The organism is Streptomyces sp. NPDC043680 (genome assembly GCF_056436685.1).
This window is the reverse complement of the sequence record NZ_JBWKCE010000021.1, coordinates 84,823-111,190: the sequence shown is the minus strand read 5'-3', so window position 1 is coordinate 111,190 and position 26,368 is coordinate 84,823. Positions and strand designations below refer to the sequence as shown.

Here is a 26,368-nt window from a genome sequence, read left to right as displayed (position 1 = left end):
TCGTACTGGACGTACTTGCGCGGTCCGACAACGCAGCGAGGTGCCGTGCCGGGCGGCGCGACCCGGTGGACCTTTCCGGTCACAGCACTAGGCGGGGGTGCCGGTGGCCTTGAGGGCGAGCCAGAGTTCCATGCGGACGTCCGGGTCGTCGAGGGAGCGGCCGAGGATCTCCTCGACGCGCCGCATGCGGTAGCGCAGGGTGTGCCGGTGGACGCCGAGGTCGGCCGCGGCGGCGTCCCACTGGCCGTGCCGGGAGAGCCAGGCGTGCAGAGAGGCCACGAGGTCTCCGCGGCCCTTCTCGTCGTGTTCGCGCAGGGCCCGCAGCGTCCCGTCGGCGAAGGCCCGTACCGCCTCGTCGGCGAGCAGCGGAAGGACCGAGCCCGCCGCGAGGTCCTCGTGTTCCACCATGGGGCGGCCGCGGCGCCGGGCCACGGCGAGGGCCTGGTCGGCCTGTTTGTACGCCGCCGCCACCCCGGCGGGCCCGGCGGGGGCGGACAGGCCGACGACCAGTTCGTCCGGCTCCGGTCCCACGGTGTCGCGGCCCCGCCGCGATTCCAGCGCCTCGGCGTGGTCCGCGCAGGCCTGCACCGCGGAGCCGCCGTCGGCCGCGAGGACCACCAGCCGGCCCGGTTCGGGCACCAAGAGCAGTGCTTCACCGGCGCGGGCGGCCGCGGACTCGACCGTGTCGGCCAGCAGGGCCAGCCCTTCCGGCTGGGCCGTTCCCGGCAGCGCCGGCTCGGCGACGATCAGCCGGAACGGCGCCTCCAGCAGCGCCCCGTACAGGTCGCCGGCGACCTCCTGCGCGTGCTCGGCCTCCCCGGCGAGCAGCATCCGCAGTACGGCGGCGCCGAGCCGGGATTCGGCGTCGTGCAGCGACCGCGAGCGTTCGGTGGTGAGGGTCAGCAGGGCGACTGCGGAGTGCACGGCGTACCGCTCGGCGGTGCCCAGGGGGGCGCCGGTTCCGACGGCCAGCGCTCCGCGGGCCCGCCGCCCGGTGCCGAGCGACTGGAGTTCGACCCGGTCCTCGGAGCCGCCCACCACGGCGCTCGCCGGGGCGGGGCGTTCGCGCAGCCGTTCCACGTCGGGGGTGAGCCGGGCCGCGCGGCGTGCCGCCCATTCGGGGGCGGCGGCGACCACGGCGCCGGAGGTGTCGTAGAGCGCGGCCCAGCCGTGTACGTGCGCCGCGAGCTTCGCCAGCAGTTCGGCGGGGCCGTCGGCGGACAGGGCGGCCCGGGTCAGTTCGCGCTGCGCTTCGAAGCCGGCGGTCACGGCCCGGTACTGGTCGGCGGCGAGCGCCGCGGAGACGGCCTTGCTGATGGCGAGGAAGGGGGTGCGGCGGGGTACTTCCAGCAGCGGCAGGTCTTCCTCGCGGGCGGCTTCGAGCAGTGCTTCGGGGATGGACTCGTAGTTGACCCCGACGGCGAAGCCGATCCCGACGACTCCGGCCGCTGCGAGGCGGCGTACGTAGCGGCGCATCTCGTCCGGATCCTCCGCGTCCAGCTTCATCGCAGTGATCAGGAGCAGTTCTCCGCCCTCCATGTAGGGGACGGGGTCCGCGAGCTCGCTGACGTGGGCCCAGCGCACGGGGGTGTCGAGGCGGCCCTCCCCCGCCCGGACGCTGAGCTTGAGCGCCGAGTGCTGGACGAGTGAGGCGAGGGTGAGCGGCATCGGTGAGGGGTGGCCTTAGCGGGGAGAGGGATTTCGCCGTGTCGTATGAACGGCCTTCCTCGATTCTGCCACCCCGTACGGGTCGGCTCAGCCGGTGTCCGCCAGCCGGACCAGCAGCGGGGCCGCCCGTTCGCCCCGGACCGAGGTCAGGGAGAGCACCGCGTGTCCCGGCGGCACGGCGTGCGCCAGCTCGGAGGCCGACCACCGCTCCCGTTCCACCTGGCGCACGGTCACGGCGTCGGTGGTGACGGCCTTGCCGGTGACGAGCTTGCGGAAGGCGTGGATGGCCCGGGTGAGCGGCTGGTCGGCGAAGACGGTGCGGTGGGTGACGTCCCGGGTTTCCACCCACTCGGTGCCCCAGGCCTCGGCGAAGCGCTTGCCGTCCCAGGTGGTGACCCCGGAGAAGGCCATCCGGCAGCCGACGGCCCCGAGCAGCGGTGTCCGCAGCGCCTCGGGTACGTCGTCCAGCGTGCGCAGGGTCAGCAGTACGCCCGCGTTCGCCGAACGCAGCCGCTGGACGCCGCGCACGGTCTCGGGGGTCAGGGTGTGCGAGGCGTCGTCGAGGGCCAGGAAGGCGAAGAGGGAGCGGTCGGCGCGGGCTGCCGCCGCGGCGTTGAACTGGGCGAGCAGGAGGCGGGCCAGCATCCGGGAGGCATCGGCGTGGGCGCGCTCGGGGAGGTCGACGCGGACCCGCAGCGGGTGTTCCAGGGTGCGCAGGGAGAAAGGGCGGCCCTCGCCGGTGGTGTCGAAGAAGCCGGTGAAGGCGGGCCGGTCGAGCAGGGCCACCCGGTCGGCGAGCAGCGGCCCGGGGTCGCCCTGGGACCCGTACTGCCGGGCGCGGGCGTCGAGCTCGCGCAGCATCGGCTGCTGCCCGGCGGCCTCCAGGGCGGTGCGCAGCGGGTCGAGGGTGGCGGGCACCTGGTCGAGCAGCTCGCGCAGCTCCGGCACCGCGGGGAACCGGCCGTAGGCCGTCCGGAACGGCCCGAGCAGCTGGGCGAGGGCGGTCGCGGCCCGGCGTACGTCCAGGCCGGGGACATCGCCGACGAAGGCCTCGGCGAGCAGGCCGGCGGCCTCGTCCGGGTCGGTGGCACCCCCGTAGAGGTCCAGGTCGTAGACGGAGTCGGGGTCGCCGACGCGGACCACGACGTCGTAGGCGGTGTCCGGTCCGAGCTGGGTGCCGGCCGAGGCGACGGCGACGACGGCGGCCTGCCCGGCCAGCGCCTGGAGGGCGAGCGATTCGACGACGGGTCGGACGAGGTGGCGGGTCTTGCCGGCGCCGGAGGGGCCGACGGCGAGCAGCGAGGTGCCGAGCACGCCGGGGTCGAGGGCGAGTCGGGTCCCGCGCCGGGCGTACGGGGTGCGCTCGCCGTCGTCGACCGCGCCGAGCAGGACCTGCCGGGTCAGCAGGTCGTGCCGGGCGGCCCGGACGGGCAGGTCCCGGGCCTTGGAGGGGTGCAGGCAGGCGGCGGCGCCCTGGGCCCGCACCGCGTCGGCGAAGGCCGCCGCCCGCGAGGGGTCGGCCCGTACGGAGTCCCAGGCGCGCCGGATCCGCGTGTAGTCGACGTCGTTCATCCGCCCGGCCCCGGCTTCGGCGCCGAGCCGGTCGGCGACCTCCGGGAGCCCGGCGGCGCGCACCTCGGGCCAGCCGGCGGGGTCCTCCGCCGGGTGGGAGGGGGCCGGGACGGGGGCGCCGCCGGGGGCTGCCGTCCCGGCGGGGCGGGGACGCAGTCTCCGGAGCAGGCCGGGCACCCCGCCGATCCAGGCGAAGGCCAGGACGACGGCCACGTCGACGGCGGTGTCCGCGGCGGTGACGAGTTCCTGGTTGGCCACCTGGTCGGTGCCGAAGGGCAGGAAGGAGTAGACGAGGTCGCGCAGCGGCAGCTGGTAGTGGCCGACGAGCAGGATCGCCAGGTAAGCCGGGGGGACCGCGGCGGCGGCCTGCCACCAGGGGCCGCGGGCCGCGACGAGGCGGTTCCACGCCGGCCGCCAGCTGCCCAGCCGGCCGAAGCCGTAGAGCAGGGCGGCGTCGAAGAGGCACTCGTAGACGGGTTTGGCCCGCTGGCCCCCCGACCCGGGGACGGGTTCCCCGTTCCCCTGCCACCAGGCGTTGGGGGTGAACAGCTTCACCGGCGCGTCCCAGTAGGGCAGGTAGCCGTTGCGCATCAGCGACCAGACGAGGACGCAGGCGAGGAAGGAGATGACTGCGCCGCTCAGCAGCGCCCGGTCGGGTACCTCCGGGGACTCCTGGGCGGCGCGGGGGGTGTGGCCGTAGCGCCAGACGCCGGGCTCGGCGGCCGGGCGGGCCGTGCGCAGCCACTCGGTCAGGCCGGGGCCGGCGGCCGGGGGCTGGGCGGGCCTCGGCGGAAGTCCCGGCGGCGACGCCGGCCGGGGGACGTGCCCGGTGCGCGGCGGCCGCTTCTCATCGGTGCCGTGCGTGCCGTCGGTGTCCATGAAACCCCTGCCCCCTGCCCGTGCCTGCGCTGCGTCACGCGGAGATCAATGTAGTGGCCCCGCGGCGGCGATGGGCCCGTACCGCGGCAGCGTCCACAAGACAGCCGCGAGGTCCTTCCTATGGCCGTCGCGGACAAGGACACGCGGGTACCACTCCCGAACGGAGCATGCAGTACCCCCTCCGGCGGGCCTAGCCTGCGGACAAAGACACAAGTGCGTCCGAAAACACCCCCCAGGAGCCCTCCATGACCGCTGTCCCGCAGGAGCGCAAGCTCGTCACCGCGATCCCCGGCCCCAAGTCGCAGGAGCTGCAGGCCCGCCGTCTGGAGACGGTGGCCGGCGGCGTGGGCTCCGTGCTGCCCGTCTTCACGGCCCGTGCGGGTGGCGGCATCATCGAGGACGTCGACGGCAACCGTCTGATCGACTTCGGTTCCGGTATCGCCGTGACCTCGGTCGGCGCCTCCGCCGAGGCCGTCGTGCGCCGCGCGTCCGCGCAGCTCGCCGACTTCACCCACACCTGTTTCATGGTCACCCCGTACGAGGGCTACGTGGAGGTCTGCGAGGCCCTCGCCGAGCTGACCCCCGGTGACCACGCGAAGAAGTCCGCGCTGTTCAACTCGGGCGCCGAGGCCGTCGAGAACGCCGTCAAGATCGCCCGTTCGTACACCAAGCGCCAGGCCGTAGTCGTCTTCGACCACGGCTACCACGGCCGTACGAACCTGACGATGGCGCTGACCTCGAAGAACATGCCGTACAAGAACGGCTTCGGCCCGTTCGCCCCCGAGGTCTACCGCGTCCCGGTCGCCTACGGCTACCGCTGGCCCACCGGTGCCGAGAACTGCGGCCCCGAGGCCGCCGCCCAGGCGATCGACCAGATCACCAAGCAGATCGGCGCCGACAACGTCGCCGCGATCATCATCGAGCCGGTCCTCGGCGAGGGCGGCTTCATCGAGCCGGCCAAGGGCTTCCTGCCGGCCCTCGTGAAGTTCGCCAACGACAACGGCATCGTCTTCGTCGCCGACGAGATCCAGTCCGGCTTCTGCCGCACCGGCCAGTGGTTCGCGTGCGAGGACGAGGGCATCGTCCCGGACCTGATCACCACCGCCAAGGGCATCGCGGGCGGTCTGCCGCTCGCCGCCGTGACCGGCCGCGCCGAGATCATGGACGCCGCGCACGCGGGCGGCCTGGGCGGCACCTACGGCGGCAACCCGGTGGCCTGCGCCGGTGCGCTCGGCTCCATCGAGACCATGAAGGAGCTCGACCTCAACGCCGCGGCGAAGAAGATCGAGTCCGTCATGAAGGCCCGCCTGACGGCCATGCAGGAGAAGTACGAGATCATCGGCGACATCCGCGGCCGCGGCGCCATGGTCGCGATCGAGCTCGTCAAGGACCCGGTCTCCAAGACCCCCTTCCCGGAGGCGGCCGGCGCGCTCGCCAAGGCCTGCCACGCCGAGGGCCTGCTCGTCCTCACCTGCGGCACCTACGGCAACGTGCTCCGCTTCCTGCCGCCGATCGTCATCGGCGAGGACCTGCTGAACGAGGGCCTGGACATCATCGAGGCCGCGTTCGCGGGCATCTGAGCGAACGTCCGAACACAGGGACCCACCGGTACCGCCGGTAACGGTCGGGCACTGTGAAGAAGATGTGGGGGGCCGATGGCAGGACCGCGATCCTGCTGTCGGTCCCCTTTCTGCTGCCGTACGGTTTCTGCAGATGAGTGAGACACCCCGTTCCCGGGAAACCGGGGGCGACTCCAGTACCGGGCTTCCCCAGCGCCGCACTGGGCATGCGTTCGCGCACACTCACCTCCGATCGGACGGCCGTCCGCCCCAAACCCCCCGGGGCGCACGGCAACCCGGTCAGGGCGGCCGCCCCGGAACCATCCCCCCTGTTCCGGGGTGGCCGGCCACTCTCCTCCTTCTCTCCCTGCTCGGCCTGGTCCTGACGACCTGGCAGGTCCTGGCGGCGGGTCCACTGCTCGCGCCGGACGAGAGCCTCAGCCGCGCGGTGGTGCGCACGGTTCCCGACGCGGTCACCGAGCGCCTCAGCGACCTCGGAAACATCCCGGTCGCCGTACCTGTCCTGGCCCTGGCGATGGCGTACGCCGCCTGGCGCGGCAACCGCATCGGAGCGCTGACGGCCGGTGCGGCCATGGCGCTGGTGCCGGCCGTGATCGTGCCGCTGAAGGAGTGGACCGCCCGGCCGGGGCCGCTGGAGCCCTGGGCGGCCGGCTACTACCCCTCGGGCCACACCGCCACCGCGGCGGTCGCGTACGTCGGCGCTGCCCTGCTGGTCCGCCCGTACGCCCGCCGCGGCTGGCCGCTGCCCCTCGCCCTCGCCCTGACGGGCGCGACGGCCGCCGGGCTGGTCCTGCGCGGCTGGCACTGGCCGCTCGACGTCCTGGCCAGTCTCTTCCTCTGCGCACCGCTCCTCCTGGCCGTCGCCCGCACCGCGGCTCGCGCAGCACCGCGGGGTCCGTGAGCGTCCCGCTCCCGTCCGGGACCACCCGCCAGCGCCCCGCGCCCGCCGTCCGGCCGGGACACGGCACCGCCACCCAGCTCAGGGCCCCGCTCCCCGTACGCCGGTTCCGATCCAGCGGGACGCCGTCCCCGGGGGCACGAAGAAGCCCAGCCGCGCGTCGCCGGAGTCGGCGAGCACCGGGCCGGGCCTCTCCCGCAGGAGCAGCAGCACGTCGAGGGTGGCCCGCCCCAGCTGCCCGGCCAGGACCAGCACGTCCCCGTGCCGGCCGGCAGCAGGGCGACCCCGAGGGGGCTGCGCTTCCACCGCCGCCGGCAGGCGTCGGGATACGGCGCCGCAGAGGCGAGCCAGTCCACCGCGGTCTTGAACTCCGAGCCCGGCATCGCCCGGCCTCCGTTCCCTGTAGGTGAGGGGTCCTCACCCGGGGAGGGCGGGGCCGGGCACGGTCGTGACGCGGGTTTTCCTCCTCCATGGAGGTGAAACGGCTCGGGGAGGGGCGGCGCACGCCCGCGCACTCAGCTGTCGAAGCCGAGACCGAGGCGGTCCAGGACCTTCAGCCAGAGGTTGCGGCGGCCTCCGCGGGCGTCCGCACGGGCCAGGGACCACTTGGTGAGGGTGATGCCGGTCCAGGCGAACGGCTCCGGCGGGAACGGCATCGGCCGGGACTTCACCATCTCCAGCTCGGTCCGCTCGGTGCGCGCGCCGTCCAGCAGGTCGAGCATCACCTCGGCGCCGAAGCGGGTGGCGCCGACACCGAGCCCGGTGTAGCCGGCGGCGTAGGCGACCCTGCCGGAGTGCGCCGTGCCGAAGAAGGCGGAGAAGCGCGAGCAGGTGTCGATGGCCCCGCCCCAGGCGTGGCTGAACTTGATGCCCTCCAGCTGCGGGAAGGCCGTGAAGAAGTGCTGCGCCAGCTTGAGGTACGTCTCGGGGCGGTGGTCGTACTCGGAGTCCAGCTTGCCGCGGTAGGGGTAGACGGCGTCGTAGCCGCCCCACAGGATGCGGTGGTCGGGGGTGATGCGGAAGTAGTGGAACTGGTTGGCGCTGTCGCCCAGGCCCTGGCGGTTCTTCCACCCGATGGCCCCCAGCTGCTCGGCGGTCAGCGGCTCGGTCATCAGCGCGTAGTCGTAGACGGGGACCGTGAACGGGCGGATCCGTTTCACCAGCGAGGGGAAGATGTTGGTGCCGAGGGCCACCCGGCGGGCGAAGATCCGCCCGTAGGGGGTGCGGACCGCCATCCCGGCGCCGGAGGCGGCCAGCGAGAGGCCGCGGGTGTTCTCGTAGATCCGCACCCCGAGGTCCAGGCAGGCCTGCTTCAGGCCCCAGGCGAGCCGGGCCGGGTTGAGCATGGCCACGCCGTCGGTGTCCCACAGACCCGCGAGGAAGGTCGGGGAGTCGATCTCGGCGCGCAGCTCGTCGCGCTCCAGCCAGCGGGAGCCGGCCGCCAGGCCCAGCTTCTGGGCCTCTTCGTACAGTTCGCGCAGCTCGCCGACCTGGTGGGGCTCGGTGGCGACGTCGATCTCGCCGGTGCGCTCGAAGTCGCAGTCGATCCCGTAGCGGGCGATGGCCGCCTCGATCTCGTCGAGGTTGCGGGCGCCCAGCTCCTCCAGCTTGGCGAGCTCCCCGGGCCAGCGGGCCAGCCCGTTGGCGAGGCCGTGGGTGAGGGAGGCCGCACAGAATCCGCCGTTGCGCCCGGAGGCGGCCCAGCCCGCCTCCTTGCTCTCGATCAGGACCACGTCGCGTGCGGGATCACGCTCCTTGGCGATCAGGGCGGTCCACAGCCCGCTGTACCCGCCGCCGATGACCAGCAGGTCGCAGGCCTCGTCCGAGGTCAGCGCCGGCTGCGCGGCGGGCTTGCCGGGGTCGTCGAGCCAGTACGAGACCGGCAGTGCTTCGGAAAGGGATTGCGCAACGCTTCGCATGGCAACTGGGGCCATGTCTTCCAACTCCCTACGGGGTTACTTGGCTTGTGCCTTCTTGCGGCGGTTGCCGACCAGCTGGGCGGCGAAGACCACCAGCACCGCGATGACGAACATCGCCGTGCCGATGACGTTGATCTGCACGGGCGTACCGCGCTGGGCCGATCCCCACACGAACATCGGGAAGGTGACGGTGTTGCCCGAGTTGAAGTTGGTGATGATGAAGTCGTCGAACGAGAGCGCGAAGGACAGCAGCGCTCCCGCCGCGATACCGGGTGCCGCGATGGGCAGGGTGACCCGTACGAAGGTCTGCACCGGGCCCGCGTAGAGGTCGCGGGCGGCCTCCTCCAGCCGCGGGTCCATGGACAGCACGCGCGCCTTGACGGCGGCGACGACGAAGCTGAGGCAGAACATGATGTGGGCGATCAGGATCGTCCAGAAGCCCAGCTGGATGCCCATGTTGAGGAACAGGGCGAGCAGCGAGGCCGCCATCACGATCTCGGGCATGGCCATCGGCAGGAAGATCAGGGAGTTGACCGCGCCCCGCGCCCGGAAGCGGTAGCGGACCAGCGCGAAGGCGATGGCCGTGCCGAGGACGGTCGCGCCGAGGGTGGCCCACAGCGCGATCTGGAGCGAGAGGGACAGGGAGCCGCACAGGTCGGCCACCCCGCAGGGGTCCTTCCAGGCGTCGAGCGAGAACTCCTGCCAGGCGTAGTTGAAGCGCCCGGTGGGGTTGTTGAAGGAGAAGACCGTCACCACGACGTTCGGCAGGATCATGTACGCGAGCGTGCACAGCCCCAGGACGACGACGAGACGGCGGCGCAGCCAGCCGGTGAGCGTACGCATCAGACCAGGTCCTCCGTCCCCGCGCGGCGGATGTAGATGGTGACCATGATCAGCACGATGGCCATGAGGATGAACGACAGCGCGGCGGCCGTCGGGTAGTCGAGGATCCGCAGGTACTGCGACTGGATGACGTTGCCGATCATCCGGGTGTCCGTCGAGCCGAGCAGCTCGGCGTTGACGTAGTCGCCGCTCGCCGGGATGAAGGTGAGCAGGGTCCCGGAGACCACGCCGGGCATGGAGAGCGGGAAGGTCACCTTGCGGAAGGTGGTGGCGGGCGTGGCGTACAGGTCCCCGGCCGCCTCGTGGAGGCGGGTGTCGATGCGCTCCAGCGAGGTGTAGAGCGGCAGGATCATGAAGGGGAGGAAGTTGTACGTCAGACCGCAGACCACGGCCAGCGGCGTGGCCAGCACCCGGTCGCCCTGGGTGATGCCGAGCCAGGCGGTGACGTCCAGGAAGCCGATCTTGTTCAGGACGGCGACGACGGGTCCGCCGTCGGCCAGGATCGTCTTCCAGGCCAGGGTGCGGATCAGGAAGCTGGTGAAGAACGGCGCCACGACCAGCACGAGCAGCAGGTTGCGCCAGCGGCCCGCCTTGAAGGCGATCAGGTAGGCCAGCGGGTAGCCGAGCAGCAGGCACAGCACGGTCGCGGTGCCGGCGTACACCAGGGAGCGCAGGAACTGCGGGTAGTACTCGGTCAGGGCGTCCCAGTAGGTCCGGAAGTGCCAGGTGACCTCGAAGCCCTCTTCGAGGGAGCCGGTCTGCACCGAGGTGGAGGCCTGGTAGACCATCGGGAGCACGAAGAAGACCAGCAGCCACACGATGCCGGGGAGCAGCAGCCAGTACGGGACGAGCCGCTTGCGCCGGGAGGGCCTGTGGACCGGGGGTTCGCCCGCGGCGGCGACCTCGGGCAGCGCGGCGGGGGCGGTCATGCGCTCTCCTCGACCGTCTCGATGCCCGCGTCGATGGACTGCGCGGCGTCGAGGCCGAAGGTGTGCTCCGGGTTCCAGTGCAGGACCACCTGGGCGCCGGGGGTCAGGCGGGCGTCGCGCTCGATGTTCTGGACGTAGACCTCCAGCTCGGGGCAGACCGGGCTGTCGATGACGTACTGCGTGGAGACCCCGATGAAGGAGGAGTCGGCGATCCGGCCGTGAACCTTGTTGCGGCCGGTGGCGATGGCGCCCTCCTCGGCCGCGGGAACCAGGGAGATCTTCTCGGGACGCACCCCGACCAGCAGTTTTCCGCCGGCCTTGGGCGTGGTCGAACACCGGGCCGCCGGCAGCCGCAGCTTCGTGCCGGCGCTGGAGACGGTGATGTCGGCGCCCGCGGCCTCCACCACCTCGGCCTCGATGAGGTTCGAGGTGCCGAGGAAGTTGGCGACGAAGGTGGTGCGCGGGTTCTCGTACAGCTCGGCGGGGGCGCCCAGCTGCTCGACGCGGCCGCCGTTCATCACGGCGACCGTGTCGGCCATGGTCATGGCCTCCTCCTGGTCGTGGGTGACGTGGACGAAGGTGATGCCGACCTCCGTCTGGATCCGCTTGAGCTCCAGCTGCATCTGGCGGCGCAGCTTGAGGTCGAGGGCGCCGAGGGGCTCGTCGAGCAGGAGCACCTGCGGGTGGTTGATGAGCGCGCGGGCGACGGCCACGCGCTGCTGCTGGCCGCCGGAGAGCTGGTGTGGCTTGCGCAGGGAGAACTGGCCGAGCTCGACCAGTTCGAGCATGTCCTCGACCTGCTTCTTGACGGACTTGATGCCGCGGCGGCGCAGTCCGAAGGCCACGTTCTCGTAGATGTTCAGGTGCGGGAACAGCGCGTAGCTCTGGAAGACCGTGTTGACCGGGCGCTTGTAGGGCGGCAGGTGGGTGACCTCGCGCTCGCCGAGGTGGACGGTGCCGGTGGAGGGCTCCTCCAGGCCGGCGATCATGCGCAGGGTGGTGGTCTTCCCGCAGCCCGAGGCGCCGAGCAGGGCGAAGAAGGAACCCTGGGGGATGGTGAGATCCAGCGGGTGCACGGCGGTGAACGTGCCGTAGTGCTTGCTGATCCCGGCGAGGCGGACGTCGCCGCCCGCGGTCTTGTCAGTCATGGACCTGGGCCTTCGGTGGTGGTGTCGTCACAAGGGGCGGAGCGCGGGTGCCGGTACGGGGCCGTTCGTCATGCTCCGATGAGCTTGGCGAACTTCTCCTCGTACGCGGTCTCCTCCTCGCTGGTGAGGGAGCGGAAGGCGTGCGCCTTGTCGGACATCGCCTTGTCCGGAATGATCAGGGGATTGTCCGCGAGCTCGGGATCGATCTTGGCAAGGTCTTCCTTGACCCCCTCGACCGGGCAGACGTAGCTGATGAAGGCGGCCAGCTGGGCGGCGATCGGCGGCTCGTAGTAGAAGTCGATGAGCTTCTCGGCGTTGGCCTTGTGCCGGGCCTTGGCGGGGACCAGGAGGTTGTCGCTGGAAGTGATGTAACCGGGCGCGGGGATGGCGTACTTGATGTCCGGGTTGCCGGCCTGGAGCTGGATCACGTCACCGGCCCAGGCCAGGCAGGCCGCGAGGTCGCCCTTGTCGAGGTCCGAGGTGTAGTCGTTGCCGGTGAAGCGCCGGATCTGCTTGGTGTCCACGCCCTTCTGGAGCCGGCCGATGGCCGCGTCGAAGTCGGCGGTGGTGAAGGTGGCCGGGTCCTTGCCCTGGTCGAGCAGGGTCATGCCGACGGTGTCGCGCATCTCGGTGAGGAAGCCGACCCGGCCCTTGAGGGTGGGGTCGTCGAGCAGCTGCGTGACGGAGTCGACCTTCTTGCCGCCAGTGGCCTTGGCGTTGTAGGCGATGACGGTGTCGATGCCGGTCCACGGGTAGCTGTAGGCGCGGCCCGGGTCCCAGTCCGGGTTGCGGAACTGCGGGATCAGGTTGGCGAAGGCGTGCGGGAGGTGGGAGGGGTCCAGTTTCTGGGCCCAGCCGAGCCGGATGATGCGGGCGGCGAGCCAGTCGGTGACGACGATCAGGTCGCGGCCGGTGTCCTGGCCGGCCGCGAGCTGCGGACGGATCTTGCCGAAGAACTCGACGTTGTCGTTGATGTCCTCGGTGTAGTTGACCTTGATCCCGGTCCGCTTGGTGAACTCGTCCAGCGTGGGGTGGGTCTTCTCGTCGTCGCTGATGTCCATGTACTCGGTCCAGTTGGAGAAGTTGACCTCCTTCTCCTGGGCCGAGTGGTCGTCGGAGGCCGCCGCCGTGTCCCCCGCGCGCTTGGCCGGCGGGATGCCGCAGGCGGACAGGGAGGCGAGGCCACCGAGGGTGAGCGCTCCGGCGCCGGAGGCGCGCAGCAGTGAGCGGCGGGTGAGGGCGCCGCGCCCGCTGGTGAGGCTGCGCCGCATCGCGGCGAGTTGCGCCGCCGAGAGGCGGTCGGGCTCGAACTGCTCCATGCGCTGTGCCCTTTCGGGAGGTCGGCCGCTGGTCGAACGGCGGTGGTGGCTATCGGTCCCCGAAGATCGTGCGGTGCCAGTCCTTCGCGGCGACCGCCGTGTTGTCGTACATGACGTGCTTGACCTGCGTGTACTCCTCGAAGGAGTAGGCGCTCATGTCCTTTCCGAAGCCGCTGGCTTTGTAGCCCCCGTGGGGCATCTCGCTGATGATCGGGATGTGGTCGTTGACCCAGACGCAGCCCGCCTTGATCTCGCGGGTGGCGCGGTTCGCCCGGTAGACGTCCCGGCTCCAGGCGGAGGCGGCCAGTCCGTACGGGGTGTCGTTGGCCAGCGCGAGGCCCTCTTCGTCGGTGTCGAAGGGCAGGACGACCAGGACCGGACCGAAGATCTCGGACTGGACGACCTCGCTGTCCTGGGCGGCGCCGGTGATCAGGGTAGGCCGGTAGTACGCCCCCTCCTCCAGCTCGCCACCGGGGACCTCGCCGCCGGTGACCACGGTGGCGTACGCCCGGGCGCGCTCCACGAAGCCGGCGACCCGGTCGCGCTGGGCGTGCGAGACCAGCGGGCCGAGGTCGGTGGCCGTGTCGAAGGGGTCGCCGAGGCGGACGCTCTCCATGAGAGCGGCGACGCGGGCGACGAAGGCGTCGTGCAGGGGCCGCTGGACGTAGGCGCGGGTGGCGGCGGTGCAGTCCTGGCCGGTGTTGATGAGGGAGGCGGCGACGGCGCCGTGCGCGGCGGCCTCCAGGTCGGCGTCGTCGAAGACGAGGAAGGGCGCCTTGCCGCCGAGCTCCAGGTGGAGCCGCTTGACGGTGGCGGTCGCGATCTCGGCGACGCGCTTGCCGACGGCGGTGGAACCGGTGAAGGAGGTCATGACCACGTCCGGGTGCCCGACGAGGTGCTCGCCCGCGTCCCGGCCTGCGCCCGTGACGATGTTGATCACGCCGTCGGGCAGACCCGCCTCCTTGGCCGCCTGGGCGAACATCAGCGAGGTGAGGGGGGTGAGCTCGGCGGGCTTGAGGACGATGGTATTCCCCGCGGCGATGGCCGGGAGGATCTTCCAGGCCGCCATCTGGAGCGGATAGTTCCACGGGGCGATGGAGCCGACGACCCCGATCGCCTCGCGTCGGACGTAGGAGGTGTGGTCGCCGGAGTACTCGGCGGCCGCCTGGCCCTGGAGGTGGCGGGCCGCGCCCGCGAAGAAGGCGGTGTTGTCGATGGTGCCGGGGACGTCGAACTCCGTGGACAGCTTGATCGGCTTGCCGCACTGGAGCGATTCGGCGTGGGCGAAGTCCTCGGCCTGTTCGGCCAATACGGCGGCCAGCCGGTGCAGGGCGTCCGAGCGCTCGCCCGGGGTGGCCGCGGACCAGGCGGGGAAGGCCCGCTTGGCGGCGGCGACGGCCTCGTCCACATCGGCGGTGGAGGCGAGCTCGTAGGTGAGCACCTGCGCGCCCGTGGCCGGGTCGACGATGGTGTGCGACCCTCCGGAGGTGCCGGGCCTCAGCTGCCCGTCGATGTACTGCGCGCCGTCTGCGAAGCGGTCCTTGACCTGGAAGCGGTTACCCATGACGCTCTCACGCTCTCCGTAGCTTCAGCTCGAATTGAGTGCCGATCCTGGCAGAGGTGTTCCCCACCGCCAAGTGATTCCGTTGTTGCCTTTTGATTACGCGACGGAATCGGTCGACCATGTGTCGAGGGACACCTCAAAACCCGTACGAAGTGTCCGTGGCGACTGCAAGACTCGCGTGCATGGAGATGATCGACAAGTTGATCGAGCAGGTCAGCCGCGGTGAGCGGGTGAAGTACCTGCCGTTCTGGGGGCACCGTCCGCGGCCGGACGGGACACTGGGGCCGAGCTGTATGAGCCAGTGGTGGCCCTCGCCCTTCACTGTGGGTGATGTCCGTTATGACACGGCCGAGCACTGGATGATGGCCGGCAAGGCACGGCTGTTCGGGGATGCTCAGGCCGAGCGGGCCGCCGTGGGGGCCGCGAGTCCGGCCGAGGCCAAGAAGGCCGGGCGGCTGGTGCGCGGCTTCGACGAGACGGTCTGGGAGCGTGAGCGGTTCGCCCTGGTGGTGGAGGGCAGCGTGCACAAGTTCGGCTCGACGCCGGCGCTGCGCTCCTACCTGCTGTCCACCGGGAACCGGGTGCTCGTGGAGGCCAGCCCGCTGGACCGCATCTGGGGGATCGGGCTGGCGGCCGACGACGAGCGCGCCCTGGACCCGGCCCGCTGGCGCGGCCTGAACCTGCTGGGCTTCGCCCTGATGGAGGCCAGGGACCGGCTGCGGGCAGCGTCGTAGATCCTTGGCGCCCGGCCCGGGCCGGGCGCCTGGGTGCCTCCGGCCGCGGGCGGGCGGGAAGACCCCGACCCGGCGCGGCGCGCAGGGCGGCAGTACGCGGGGCCGGGGCGCCCTCGGCTCAGATCCGCTCGCGGACCCTGGAGTTCCCGTACGGGCTGTCGTGGTCGAAGCCGCTTCCCGAGGAGTCACTGAGCAGGACACCGGCGATCACGAGCACGATCATCAGGATGCTGACGAAGATGCCGACCGCGCCGAGGATGATGCCGGCCAGGGCCATGCCCTCGTTGTCGGCTTCGCCGCGCCGGGCCTTGCCGCGGCCCAGGACGCCGAAGATGACCGCCGGGACGCCGAACAGGAGACCCAGGTAGCAGGTGACCACGCCGATGATGCCGAGGACAAGGGCGGTGATCCCGAACCCGTTGCTCTTCTGCTGCGGGTAGGGATAGCCCGGGTATCCCGGATAGCCCGGATACCCGACGTAGCCCTGCGGGGCCGGCGGCGGCCCCGGATACGCGTAGCCCGCGGGGTCCGGCTGGGCCGGGTATCCGTACGTGGGCGGCTGCTGCGCCGAAGCCGGCGCGGATATCGGCGCGGGCGCGGGTATCGCTCCGGGCGGCATTTCGGCGCCGGGCATCCCCGCGATCGTGGCCTGGTCGTGCACGCTCGGCGGGCCCGGCGTACCCGGGGCGGCCTGCGGCCTCCCCGGCTGCGCCGCCGGCCGCTCCGGCGGCGCCCACGGATCCCTCGCCTCGGGGCTCTGGTCGGTCATGCGGCTCCCCCTTCTCGTACGGCCATGCTATGCGCTGCCTGGGACAATCCCGGGGCTGCCTACGATGAAGCCCGATCTGTCCGCACCGCGCGCCCTTCCGGAGGCTTCCCCATGTCCGACCTGACCCCCTTCATCGCGGGGCTGCCCAAGGCGGAACTCCACGTCCACCACGTCGGCTCGGCCTCCCCGCGCATCGTGGCCGAACTGGCCGCCCGCCACCCCGACTCGAAGGTCCCCACCGACCCCGAGGCGCTCGCGGACTACTTCACCTTCACCGACTTCGCGCACTTCATCGAGGTGTACCTGTCCGTCGTGGACCTGGTCCGCACCCCCGACGACGTCCGCACGCTCACCTTCGAAGTCGCCCGCGACATGGCCCGGCAGAACATCCGCTACGCCGAGCTGACCATCACCCCCTACTCGTCCACCCGTCGCGGCATCGACGAGAACGCCTTCATGGAGGCCATCGAGGACGCCCGCAAGGCCGCCGAGGCCGAGCTCGGCGTCATCCTGCGCTGGTGCTTCGACATCCCCGGCGAGGCAGGACTGGAAGCCGCCGCCGAAACCGCCCGCCTCGCCGTGGACCTGCGCCCCGACGGCCTGGTCTCCTTCGGCCTCGGCGGCCCCGAGATCGGGGTCCCGCGGCCGCAGTTCAAGCCGTACTTCGACGCCGCCCGGGCCGCGGGCCTGCACAGCGTGCCGCACGCCGGCGAGACCACCGGCCCGGAGACGATCTGGGACGCCATCCGCGAGCTCGGCGCCGAGCGCATCGGCCACGGTACGAGTGCCGTCCAGGACCCCGCTCTCCTCGCGTACCTCGCCGAGCACCGCATCGCGCTGGAGGTCTGCCCCACCTCGAACATCGCGACCCGCGCGGTGACCGACCTGGACCGACACCCCGTCAAGGAGATGGTGCAGGCGGGCGTGCTCGTCACCATCAACAGCGACGACCCGCCGATGTTCGGCTCCGACCTCAACAACGAGTACGCGGTCGCCGCCCGGCTCCTCGACCTCGACGAGCGCGGCCTCGCGCAGCTGGCGAAGAACGCGGTCGAAGCCTCCTTCCTGGACGAGGCCGGAAAGGCCAGGATCAAGGAGGAGATCGACACGTACACCGCTGCCTGGTCGGCGCGCTGACGCCTGCGCAGAATGGGCCCATGCGCACCCTGACTGCCGTCGCCCACCGCGGTGATCCCTACCGTGTCCGCGAGAACACCCTGAACTCGATCCGCTCGGCCTTCGCCCGCGGAGCGGACGCGGTCGAGATCGACGTACGGCTGACCCGCGACGGCGAGGCCGTGCTCCTCCACGACGACACGCTCCAGCGGCTGTGGGGCCATGACGTGCGCCTCGACACCGTCACGGCCCCGCAGCTCAAGGAGTTGACGCAGGGTGGGGTCCCGACCCTGCGCGAGGCCTTGGCGGTGGCCGGCGAGGGGCGGGTGCTGATCGACCTGCCGGGCGCGACGTACGAGTCCGTGCGGACGGTCGTCGGGCAGGTCCGCGAGTGCGGGGCCCGCGAGCGCACGTACTACTGTGCGGGCCCGGTCAGCATGCTGGCCGTACGCGCCGCCGATCCGGGTGCGGAGATCGCGCTGACCTGGACCACGCTGTCCCCGCCGCGCCGGGTGCTGATCGACGCGGTGGCTCCGCGGTGGCTCAACTACCGCTTCGGGCTGGTCAGTCGGGAACTGACGGACGCCCTCCACCGGGACGGCCTGCTGGTGTCGGCCTGGACGGCGGACACGAAGCGGTCGATGCGTACGGTCATCGAGGCCGGGGCGGACTCCGTGACCACGAACCGCATCGACGCGCTGTCCGCCGTACGGGCCGAGCTCGGCCGGTGATACGCGCCCTCGGGGAACGGATCCGGCGCGCCGATCCGCGCTGGCAGGACCTGGGGCTGACGCTGCTGGTGCAGGGCGCGACGACGATCCCGTTCGTCGTGCCGCGCGATCCGCGCGAGTCCCCGGCCACCTGGGCGGCGTACCTGCTGACGACGCTGATGAACGTGCCGCTGGTGTGGCGGCGGCGGGCGCCGGTGGCAGTGGCCTTCGCGGTGATCGCGGCGGGCTCGCTCTACCGGCTGTCCCTGGACGGTCCGGGGCAGCCGCTGCCGTACGCCGCGCTGATCGCCGTCTACACGATCGCACTGCTGTGCACGGCGCGGGTGCGCCGCGTCATGGCCGGGGTGGTGACCGTGGTCATCTTCGGTTCGGTCGCCCTCCACACCCAGACCGCCAAGGAGCTGCTGTTCGCGCTGTTCGTGTTCGGGGCGGCCGCCGTGCTCGGGCGGCTGCAGGCCACGCGGCTGGCGTACACGGCGGCGGTGGAGGACCGGGCGGCCCAGCTGGAGCGGGCGAACCGGATCGAGGCGGAGCAGGCCGCGGCGCGCGAACGGGCCAGGATCGCCCGGGAGATGCACGATGTCCTCTCGCACGCGGTCAGCATCATGATCGTGCAGGCGGAGGCCGGTCCGGTGGCGGTTCGGCGGGCCCCCGAGCGGGCGGAGGCCGCCTTCGACGCGATCGCCGAGACCGGGCGGGACGCGATGGCACAGCTGCGCACGATGCTGGGGGTGCTGCGCACCGAGGAGGCGGCGGCCCCGCGCGCGCCGCAGCCCGGCATCGCGGAGCTGCCGGGACTGCTGGAGCGGGTCCGGGGCAGCGGACTGGAGGTGGTGTACGAGCGGACGGGGGCGGTGCGCGGGCTGCCGGCGGCGCTGGAGGCGACGGTGCACCGGGTGGTGCAGGAAGCGCTGACGAACGTGGTGAAGCACGCCCGGGCATCGCGGGTATCCGTGCGGCTGGAGTACGGGCCGCGGGAGTTGAGGCTGACGGTGGCGGACGACGGGCGGGGAGGCCCGGGTGCCGGAGGTCTCTGCGGCGGGCACGGTCTGGTCGGGATCCGGGAGCGGGCGGCGGCGCACGGCGGCAGGGCGGTCTGCGGTCCGGGGCCGGACGGGCGCGGCTTCCAGGTGGAGCTCGCGCTTGTAACCTCGCCGGAGGAGGTGGGGTGTTGACGATCCGTGTGGTGGTGGCGGACGACCAGGAGCTGGTGCGCAGCGGGTTCGCGATGATCCTGGACGCGCAGGACGACATCGAGGTCGTCGCGGAGGCGGGCGACGGCGCCGCGGCGGTGGCGGCGGTGCGGGAGCTGGCTCCGGACGTGGCGCTGCTGGACATCCGGATGCCGGTGCTGGACGGGATCGAGGCGTGCCGGACGATCACGGCGGGGACCGCCTGCCGGACGGTGATGCTGACGACCTTCGACTCGGACGCGTACGTGTACGAGGCGCTGCACGCGGGGGCGAGCGGGTTCCTGCTGAAGGACGTGCGGCGGGACGATCTGGTCCATGCGGTACGGGTGGTGGCGGCGGGCGATTCGCTGCTGGCGCCTTCGGTGGCCCGGCGGCTCATCGAGGAGTACACGGCGGTGACGGCGCGGCCGGCCGCGGCGGCGGGGCTGTCGGCGCAGCGGCTGGAGGTGCTGACTGCACGGGAGCGGGAGACGCTGCTGCACCTGGGGCGGGGGTTGTCGAACGCGGAGATCGCGGCGGCGCTGGTGGTCAGCGAGCACACGGTGAAGTCGCACGTGGGGAACGTGCTGGCGAAGCTGGGGCTGCGGGACCGGATCCAGGCGGTGATCTGCGCGTACGAGACGGGCCTGATAGCGGCGGGGGCGGTGGTGGCCCGGAGGTATCTCCCTCTGGGGAGTGAGGTGGGGGCGGTCGGATCCCTCGCGCCGGTGAGTTGTCGTACTGGTGAAGATCCCTCTCGCTGGTGATCCGCGGCTGGGGCTGTGACCTGCAGCATTGAGTCATCGGGGGCCGCAGGGGCTCCGGATGGCCCACAGGGGGGATCATGAAGGTCAGGATGCGCACGCTGATCGCCACCGCTCTGGTGCTGGGTGTAGCGGCCGGTCCGGCCGTCGCCCGTGCCGCGCCGGCGTCCGCCGCGCCGCCCGTCCCGGTGTCCGCCGGAGCCGCGCCGCCGGTGTTCCGGTCGCCGCCGGACGCGGCCGCGCTGCGGAAGGCGCTCGCCGGCGCCGGAGCGGGCAGCGAGGACGCCACGGCGGCGCTGGTCCGGGTGGGGGGTACGAGCGGGAGCTGGCAGGGCAGTTCCGGGGTCGCCGACATCCGCACGGGACGGGCGGCGTCGGCACAGGCCCGGTTCCGGGCGGGTTCGGTGACCAAGACGTTCACGGCGGCGGTGGTCCTCCAGTTGGCCGCCGAGGGGAAGGTCGACCTCGACCAGCCGGTGCAGCGGTACCTGCCGGGGCTGCTGCCGCCGGGCCCGGGCGGCTTCCAGCCCGTCTCCGTCCGGCAGTTGCTGAACTACACGAGCGGGATCCGGCCGGCCGACGGCCCGGGGGACTCGTTCGAGGCGCAGTACGCCCACCGCTTCGACATGGTCGACCCGCACACGCTGATCGCCGATGCGGTGGCCAAGGGGCCGGAGTTCCGGCCGGGCGAGAAGCAGCACTACCTCAACATCGACTACACGGTCCTGGGCGTGCTGATCGAGAAGCTGACGGGGACCACGTACGAGAAGGCCGTGTCCGCCCGGATCCTCGAACCGCTGGGCCTGCACCACACCTCGTTCCCGTCCCCGGCGCAGAACCGCATACCGGGCCCGTACAACCACGGCTACCAAGCGGTGGGACAGTCCGGCGGCCCCGCCTCGCTGGTCGATGTCACCGAGTGGAATTCCTGGTCCAACTGGGCCGCGGGGGACCTGATATCGACCACGGCGGATCTGGAGAAGTTCACCGTGGCGCTGTTCTCGGGCCGGCTGGTGCCGAAGGCGCAGCTGGAGGAGATGTTCACGGTGCCCGCGGTGAAGGACTTCGAGAGCGGGGAGGACGCGGTGCAGACGGCGGGTCTGAAGCGGCTCGTGCTGACCGACGGCACGGTGACGTACGGCAAGACGGGCTCGCGGTACGGCTACAGCACGGTGATCGGCGGGACGCGCGACCTCTCCCGCACGCTGGTCTACTCGGTGAACTCCACGGATGCCAAGGGCCAGGAGATGAACAAGGTGGCGTTCGACATCGTGATGGCCGCCTTCACGAAACAGGCATGGCCTCAAGGCGCTTGATCATGCGGCGCAGGACCAGCAGGGGGAGGATTCCGAACACGCCGAACGACATGTCGATCAGGCTCCAGCCGAAGGGGATGCCGCGGATCGGGCCGCAGATCAGGGCCAGCGGGATCACCCCGACGCAGGCGATCATGCCGGCTTCGACGATCCAGATGTTGCGGACGGGGTCGCGGTGGACTCCGTAGAAGAACACCGCGATCACGAGGTGGGCGAAGGCGAGCCAGTCGGTTCCGTAGAGGAGGAAGGGGTAGTCCGCATCGGCCTGGTCGAGGCCGGCTCCCACGCGCCGCAGCCACTCGTTCGACAGCAGGGAGTTGGCCCAGTGCAGCTCACTGACGAGAGGGAAGGCCGTGAGCCCGCTGAGGGCCAGGCAGACGGTGAAGAGGACCAGCCAGGCACGGATCCGCCGTTCGAGGGCGCTTCTCTCGCTCATGGAAGGAGCCTACGCCCATTTCTGAACGCGTTCAGCCAAAATCCTGAACATGTTCAGATCCGTGGCATGGTGGTGGTCACACCCCGACGAGGGCGTTCCAGCGCGCGGCGAGGGAGCGGCGTTCGGCCGAGGAGATGTCCCGGGCCACCGCGAGGCGCCTGCGCATCTCCTCGTCGGGGAAGATCAGGGGGTTCTCGGCCAGTTCGGCGGTCTTCTTGTCGGCGGAGGCGGCCAGGATCTCGCGGGCGGCCGGCACCGGGCAGACGTAGTTGACGGAGGCGGCGAGCTCCGCGGCCACCTCCGGGGCGTAGTAGTGGTCGATCAGAGCCTCGGCATTGGCCTTGTGCCGGGCGAGGTTGGGGACGAGCAGACTCTCCGCCCACAGCTCGCCGCCCTCCTCGGGAACGACGAACTCTATGTCGGGGTTGTCGGCCTGGAGCTGGACGGCGTCACCGGAGTAGGCCTGGCAGGCCAGCACGTCACCCTTGCTCAGATCGGAGGTGTAGTCGTTGCCGGTGAAGCGGCGGATGTGCTTCTTCTTCACCATGCGCTCCACCTGGTCGCACATCTTGTGGAAGTCGGACTCGGTCCACCGGGTGACGTCCACGCCGTTGCCCTGCATCAGCAGGGCGAAGGACTCGTCGAGACCGGAGAACAGCGTGACCTTGCCGGCCAGGTCCGGATGCCACAGGTCGCCCACCGACTTGATCTCCCGGCCCAGGGCCTTGCGGTTGTAGGCGATCCCGGTGATCCCGGACTGCCAGGGCACGGTGTGCACGCGGCCCTCGTCGAAGGCGGGCGCGCGCAGCTGCGGGTCGAGGTGCTCGGCCACGTTCGGCTGTGCCGCACGGTCCATCTTCTGCGCCCAGCCGAGGTGCACGAAGCGGGCGGCCATCCAGTCGCTGACCACCACCAGGTCGTGGCCGGTGTCCTGGTGGTTCATCAGCGCCGGGCTGACCTTGCCGAAGAACTCGTCGTTGTCGTTGATCTCCTCGGTGTACCGGACCTCGATCCCGGTGCGTTCCGTGAAGGCGGCCAGCGTCGGGCGGCGCTGCTCGTCCTCCTCGTCGGTGTCGATGTAGAGCGGCCAGTTGGAGAAGGAGACGCTCCGCTCCCGGTCGGAGCGGTCCGGCCCTCCCCGTCGGCCCTCGGGGACATAGGCGGCGGGCACACCGCAGCCGGTGAGGGATGCGGCCGTCAGGCCCGCGACACCGAGGCCGCGCAGCACCGCGCGGCGGGAAAAGGCGAGTTCAGGCATGGGGAGAGCCTCGGGTACACACGAAGGGACGGGCAACAGACACAGTGTCTACTGCCCGCCCCTTCAAGATCCTCGGGCGCCCGGTGCGGCCGCCCGGGAGGGGGATCAGCCGTCGAGCGAGGTCATCACGTGCTTGATGCGGGTGTAGTCCTCGAAGCCGTAGGCGGAGAGGTCCTTGCCGTAGCCGGACTTCTTGAAGCCGCCGTGGGGCATCTCGGCGACGAGCGGAATGTGGGTGTTGATCCACACGCAGCCGAAGTCGAGGTTCTTGGACATGCGCATCGCGCGGCCGTGGTCCTTGGTCCACACGGAGGAGGCGAGGGCGAACTCGACGCCGTTCGCGTACTCCAGGGCCTGGGCCTCGTCGGCGAAGGACTGGACGGTGATGACGGGGCCGAAGACCTCGTTCTGGATGATCTCGTCGTCCTGCTTCAGGCCGGAGACCACGGTCGGGGCGTAGAAGTAGCCCTTCTCGCCGACCTGGTGGCCGCCCGCCTCGACCTTGGCGTGCGCGGGGAGGCGCTCGATGAAGCCCGCGACCTGCTTGAGCTGGTTCGGGTTGTTCAGCGGGCCGTACAGCACGTCCTCGTCGTCCGGCTGGCCCGTCTTGGTGTCCGCGGCGGCCTTGGCGAGCGCGGAGACGAACTCGTCGTGGATGGACTCGTGCACGAGCACGCGGGTTGCGGCGGTGCAGTCCTGGCCGGCGTTGAAGTAGCCCGCAACCGCGATGTCCTCGACGGCCTTGGCGATGTCGGCGTCCTCGAAGACCACGACGGGGGCCTTGCCGCCGAGCTCCAGGTGGACGCGCTTGACGTCCTTCGAGGCGCTCTCGGCGACCTGCATGCCCGCGCGCACGGAGCCGGTGATGGAGGCCATCGCCGGGGTGCGGTGCTCGACCATGGCCTTGCCGGTCTCGCGGTCACCGCAGATGACGTTGAAGACGCCCTTGGGCAGGATCGAGTCGATGATCTCCGCCATCAGGACGGTGGAGGCCGGGGTGGTGTCCGAGGGCTTGAGCACCACGGTGTTGCCCGCGGCGATGGCGGGGGCGAACTTCCACACGGCCATCATCATCGGGTAGTTCCACGGCGCCACCTGGGCGCATACGCCGACCGGCTCACGGCGGATGATCGAGGTCATCCCGTCCATGTACTCGCCGGCCGAGCGGCCCTCCAGGAGGCGGGCCGCACCGGCGAAGAAGCGGATCTGGTCCACCATCGGGGGCAGCTCCTCGCTGGCCGTCAGGCCCAGCGGCTTGCCCGTGTTCTCCGACTCGGCGGCCACGAGCTCGTCCGCGCGCGCCTCGAAGGCGTCCGCGATCTTCAGCAGGGCCTTCTGCCGCTCGGCCGGGGTGGTGTCGCGCCAGCCCGGGAAGGCCGCCGCTGCCGCCGCCATGGCGGCGTCGACGTCTGCCTGGCCGGAGAGCGGGGCGGTGGCGTACACCTCGCCGGTGGCGGGGTTGACCACCTCGGTGGTCCGCCCGTCGGCGGCGTCCTTGAACTCTCCGCCGATGTAGTTGCGCAGACGACGCAGTTCGGTGGTCACTACAGCCACACTCCTGATCACATGTCCAACGATTGAGACGAATCCCAAGCCTAGCCTCTCGGCGGACGCTTTCGACAGGGCCAGACGCCACGAACTACGAAATCAGTGAGATCCACATGTCCAGACAACGGATTTCATCGATTCCGTCTTGCGGAACAGACGACTCCTCGTGCACAGTGAAGTCGTGGTCAGTCGAAGCGCAGATTCCAGGAACAGACAACCGTCCCCTTCGGTCGATGCTGTGTCCCTGGCGATCATCGAGCAACTGCAGGAGGACGGGCGCCGTCCCTACGCGGCGATCGGCAAGGCCGTGGGCCTGTCGGAAGCAGCAGTGCGCCAGCGCGTGCAGAAGCTGCTCGACCAGGGCGTCATGCAGATCGTCGCCGTCACCGACCCGCTCACCGTGGGCCTGCGACGCCAGGCCATGGTCGGCATCAACGTCGAGGGAGACCTCGATCCGGTGGCCGACGCACTGACCCAGATGGCCGAATGCGAGTACGTGGTCATGACCGCGGGCTCGTTCGACCTGATGGTGGAGATCGTCTGCGAGGACGACGACCACCTGCTGGAGACGATCAACAAGAAGATCCGCGCGCTCCCCGGCGTGCGATCCACCGAAAGCTTCGTTTACCTGAAGCTGAAGAAGCAGACCTACATGTGGGGAACTCGATAGCCCGTGAGCCAGGACCTCTCCAAGACCGCGTACGACCACCTGTGGATGCACTTCACCCGCATGTCGTCGTACGAGAACTCCCCCGTCCCCACCATCGTGCGGGGCGAGGGCACCTACATCTTCGACGACAAGGGCAAGCGCTACCTGGACGGTCTCGCCGGACTGTTCGTGGTCAACGCAGGTCACGGCCGTAAGGAACTGGCCGAGGTCGCCTACAAGCAGGCCCAGGAGCTCGCGTTCTTCCCCGTGTGGTCGTACGCGCACCCCAAGGCCGTCGAGCTGGCCGAGCGCCTCGCCGACTACGCCCCCGGTGACCTGAACAAGGTCTTCTTCACCACCGGCGGCGGCGAGGCCGTGGAGACCGCGTGGAAGCTCGCCAAGCAGTACTTCAAGCTGCAGGGCAAGCACACCAAGTACAAGGTCATCTCGCGGGCGGTCGCCTACCACGGCACCCCGCAGGGTGCCCTGTCCATCACCGGCCTGCCGGCTCTGAAGGCCCCCTTCGAGCCGCTGGTCCCCGGCGCGCACAAGGTGCCGAACACCAACATCTACCGCGCCCCGATCCACGGCGACGACCCCGAGGCCTTCGGCCGCTGGTGCGCCGACCAGATCGAGCAGCAGATCCTCTTCGAGGGCGCCGACACCGTCGCCGCCGTCTTCCTGGAGCCGGTGCAGAACGCCGGCGGCTGCTTCCCGCCGCCGCCCGGGTACTTCCAGCGGGTCCGCGAGATCTGCGACGAGTACGACGTGCTCCTCGTCTCCGACGAGACGATCTGCGCCTTCGGCCGCCTCGGCACGATGTTCGCCTGTGACAAGTTCGGCTACGTCCCGGACATGATCACCTGCGCCAAGGGCATGACCTCGGGCTATTCCCCGATCGGTGCCTGCATCGTCTCGGACCGCATCGCCGAGCCGTTCTACAAGGGCGACAACACCTTCCTGCACGGCTACACCTTCGGCGGACACCCGGTGTCCTCCGCGGTGGCGATCGCCAACCTCGACATCTTCGACAAGGAAGGCCTCAACCAGCACGTGCTGGACAACGAGGACGCCTTCTTCAAGACGCTGCAGAAGCTGCACGACCTGCCGATCGTCGGCGACGTCCGCGGCAACGGCTTCTTCTACGGCATCGAGCTCGTCAAGGACAAGGTCACCAAGGAGTCCTTCACGGACGAGGAGACCGAGCGCGTGCTCTACGGCTTCCTGTCCAAGGCGCTCTTCGACAACGGCCTGTACTGCCGGGCCGACGACCGAGGCGACCCGGTCATCCAGCTGGCCCCGCCGCTGATCGCGGACCAGGGCACCTTCGACGAGATCGAAGGCATCCTGCGCTCGGTGCTCACCGAGGCGTGGACCAAGCTCTAAAGCGTCCGCCGCTGCAATCGCCCCACCACGTGGCCCGGATCCTCCGTTCAGGTGAGAACGAGGGGTCCGGGCCGCGCGCCGTCCGCCTCCGGGACGTTTGTCTCTTTACATCTCAGTGCGGCCCCAGTGACTTCAGCGGGCTCCGCTTCGTTCCCCCGGACGGAGGTGTA

At 71.0% G+C, this 26,368-nt stretch carries 22 protein-coding genes and 1 pseudogene; 10 read left to right on the top strand and 13 right to left on the bottom strand.

The genetic code is table 11. The features are described from left to right. Positions 1-87 precede the first annotated feature (87 nt). The gene (locus AC0666_RS29650) at positions 88-1,668 is read right to left on the bottom strand and encodes a PucR family transcriptional regulator (protein WP_468963469.1); all 1,581 of its coding nucleotides are present in this window, start codon (positions 1,666-1,668) and stop codon (positions 88-90) included. An 87-nt stretch (positions 1,669-1,755) separates the two neighbouring features. Then, complete coding sequence (locus AC0666_RS29645; protein ID WP_478708677.1) at positions 1,756-4,119, bottom strand: ATP/GTP-binding protein; 2,364 nt, start codon at positions 4,117-4,119, stop codon at positions 1,756-1,758. A gap of 245 nt (positions 4,120-4,364) precedes the next feature. Between AC0666_RS29645 and gabT the strand changes: the two genes are divergently transcribed. Then, the gene (gene gabT, locus AC0666_RS29640; RefSeq protein WP_468963467.1) at positions 4,365-5,699 is read left to right on the top strand and encodes a 4-aminobutyrate--2-oxoglutarate transaminase; all 1,335 of its coding nucleotides are present in this window, start codon (positions 4,365-4,367) and stop codon (positions 5,697-5,699) included. Between the two features lie 133 nt (positions 5,700-5,832). Continuing rightward, entirely contained in the window at positions 5,833-6,600 is a 768-nt protein-coding gene (locus tag AC0666_RS29635; RefSeq protein WP_468963466.1) for a phosphatase PAP2 family protein, read from the top strand. Here AC0666_RS29635 and AC0666_RS29630 read toward each other — a convergent pair. The 7 genes and pseudogenes from AC0666_RS29630 to AC0666_RS29600 all read right to left on the bottom strand — a co-directional run. Then, a pseudogene (locus AC0666_RS29630) lies at positions 6,581-6,980 on the bottom strand (hypothetical protein); the annotation flags it as partial. The gene AC0666_RS29635 and the pseudogene AC0666_RS29630 sit on opposite strands and share 20 nt — an antisense overlap. Positions 6,981-7,112: 132 nt before the next feature. After that, positions 7,113-8,531 carry an NAD(P)/FAD-dependent oxidoreductase gene (locus tag AC0666_RS29625; RefSeq protein WP_478708676.1) on the bottom strand — a complete coding sequence of 473 codons (1,419 nt, stop codon included), beginning with the start codon at positions 8,529-8,531 and terminating at the stop codon, positions 7,113-7,115. A 21-nt stretch (positions 8,532-8,552) separates the two neighbouring features. Continuing rightward, complete coding sequence (locus AC0666_RS29620; protein ID WP_468581158.1) at positions 8,553-9,359, bottom strand: ABC transporter permease; 807 nt, start codon at positions 9,357-9,359, stop codon at positions 8,553-8,555. Next, positions 9,359-10,288: an ABC transporter permease gene (locus AC0666_RS29615; RefSeq protein ID WP_468581159.1), complete on the bottom strand. Its 930-nt coding sequence runs from the start codon at positions 10,286-10,288 to the stop codon at positions 9,359-9,361. The genes AC0666_RS29620 and AC0666_RS29615 overlap by 1 nt, the downstream gene beginning before the upstream one ends. Then, positions 10,285-11,436: an ABC transporter ATP-binding protein gene (locus AC0666_RS29610; RefSeq protein ID WP_468963464.1), complete on the bottom strand. Its 1,152-nt coding sequence runs from the start codon at positions 11,434-11,436 to the stop codon at positions 10,285-10,287. The genes AC0666_RS29615 and AC0666_RS29610 overlap by 4 nt, the downstream gene beginning before the upstream one ends. A gap of 68 nt (positions 11,437-11,504) precedes the next feature. Then, positions 11,505-12,755: a polyamine ABC transporter substrate-binding protein gene (locus tag AC0666_RS29605; RefSeq protein WP_468963463.1), complete on the bottom strand. Its 1,251-nt coding sequence runs from the start codon at positions 12,753-12,755 to the stop codon at positions 11,505-11,507. A gap of 49 nt (positions 12,756-12,804) precedes the next feature. Beyond that, on the bottom strand, positions 12,805-14,319 hold the full coding sequence (locus AC0666_RS29600; protein WP_468963462.1) for a gamma-aminobutyraldehyde dehydrogenase: 1,515 nt from the start codon (positions 14,317-14,319) through the stop codon (positions 12,805-12,807). 182 nt (positions 14,320-14,501) lie between these two features. Here AC0666_RS29600 and AC0666_RS29595 point away from each other — a divergent pair, with 182 nt between their 5' ends. Then, positions 14,502-15,053: an NADAR family protein gene (locus AC0666_RS29595; RefSeq protein WP_468963461.1), complete on the top strand. Its 552-nt coding sequence runs from the start codon at positions 14,502-14,504 to the stop codon at positions 15,051-15,053. A 118-nt stretch (positions 15,054-15,171) separates the two neighbouring features. Here the strand turns inward: AC0666_RS29595 and AC0666_RS29590 are convergent, their stop codons facing one another. Beyond that, positions 15,172-15,822: a DUF4190 domain-containing protein gene (locus tag AC0666_RS29590; protein WP_478708675.1), complete on the bottom strand. Its 651-nt coding sequence runs from the start codon at positions 15,820-15,822 to the stop codon at positions 15,172-15,174. Between the two features lie 111 nt (positions 15,823-15,933). On the opposite strand from AC0666_RS29590, the gene AC0666_RS29585 reads away from it, so the two are divergent. The 5 genes from AC0666_RS29585 (at position 15,934) to AC0666_RS29565 (ending at position 20,921) form a co-directional block, all read left to right on the top strand. After that, positions 15,934-16,959 (top strand): adenosine deaminase, encoded by a 1,026-nt coding sequence (locus tag AC0666_RS29585; protein ID WP_468581165.1) that lies wholly within the window; start codon positions 15,934-15,936, stop codon positions 16,957-16,959. Between the two features lie 20 nt (positions 16,960-16,979). Then, positions 16,980-17,669, top strand: coding sequence for a glycerophosphodiester phosphodiesterase (locus tag AC0666_RS29580; protein WP_468963459.1), 690 nt, complete (start codon positions 16,980-16,982; stop codon positions 17,667-17,669). Next, positions 17,666-18,844, top strand: coding sequence for a sensor histidine kinase (locus AC0666_RS29575; protein ID WP_478708674.1), 1,179 nt, complete (start codon positions 17,666-17,668; stop codon positions 18,842-18,844). The genes AC0666_RS29580 and AC0666_RS29575 overlap by 4 nt, the downstream gene beginning before the upstream one ends. Continuing rightward, on the top strand, positions 18,841-19,608 hold the full coding sequence (locus AC0666_RS29570; protein ID WP_468963534.1) for a response regulator: 768 nt from the start codon (positions 18,841-18,843) through the stop codon (positions 19,606-19,608). Before AC0666_RS29575 ends, AC0666_RS29570 begins: the two co-directional genes overlap by 4 nt. 77 nt (positions 19,609-19,685) lie before the next feature. Next, positions 19,686-20,921 (top strand): serine hydrolase domain-containing protein, encoded by a 1,236-nt coding sequence (locus AC0666_RS29565; protein WP_468963457.1) that lies wholly within the window; start codon positions 19,686-19,688, stop codon positions 20,919-20,921. On the opposite strand, the gene AC0666_RS29560 is transcribed toward AC0666_RS29565, so the two are convergent. The 3 genes from AC0666_RS29560 to AC0666_RS29550 all read right to left on the bottom strand — a co-directional run bounded on the left by AC0666_RS29560 (position 20,890) and on the right by AC0666_RS29550 (position 24,160). Continuing rightward, positions 20,890-21,357, bottom strand: coding sequence for a hypothetical protein (locus tag AC0666_RS29560; protein WP_468963456.1), 468 nt, complete (start codon positions 21,355-21,357; stop codon positions 20,890-20,892). The two genes, AC0666_RS29565 and AC0666_RS29560, sit on opposite strands and share 32 nt — an antisense overlap. Positions 21,358-21,433: 76 nt before the next feature. Next, complete coding sequence (locus AC0666_RS29555) at positions 21,434-22,615, bottom strand: ABC transporter substrate-binding protein (protein ID WP_468963455.1); 1,182 nt, start codon at positions 22,613-22,615, stop codon at positions 21,434-21,436. A 105-nt stretch (positions 22,616-22,720) separates the two neighbouring features. Beyond that, complete coding sequence (locus AC0666_RS29550; RefSeq protein ID WP_468963454.1) at positions 22,721-24,160, bottom strand: gamma-aminobutyraldehyde dehydrogenase; 1,440 nt, start codon at positions 24,158-24,160, stop codon at positions 22,721-22,723. Positions 24,161-24,329: 169 nt separating this feature from the next. Here AC0666_RS29550 and AC0666_RS29545 point away from each other — a divergent pair, with 169 nt between their 5' ends. Then, positions 24,330-24,833 (top strand): Lrp/AsnC family transcriptional regulator, encoded by a 504-nt coding sequence (locus AC0666_RS29545; RefSeq protein WP_030298396.1) that lies wholly within the window; start codon positions 24,330-24,332, stop codon positions 24,831-24,833. Positions 24,834-24,836: 3 nt separating this feature from the next. Continuing rightward, complete coding sequence (locus tag AC0666_RS29540; RefSeq protein WP_468581176.1) at positions 24,837-26,198, top strand: aspartate aminotransferase family protein; 1,362 nt, start codon at positions 24,837-24,839, stop codon at positions 26,196-26,198. Positions 26,199-26,368 lie beyond the last annotated feature (170 nt).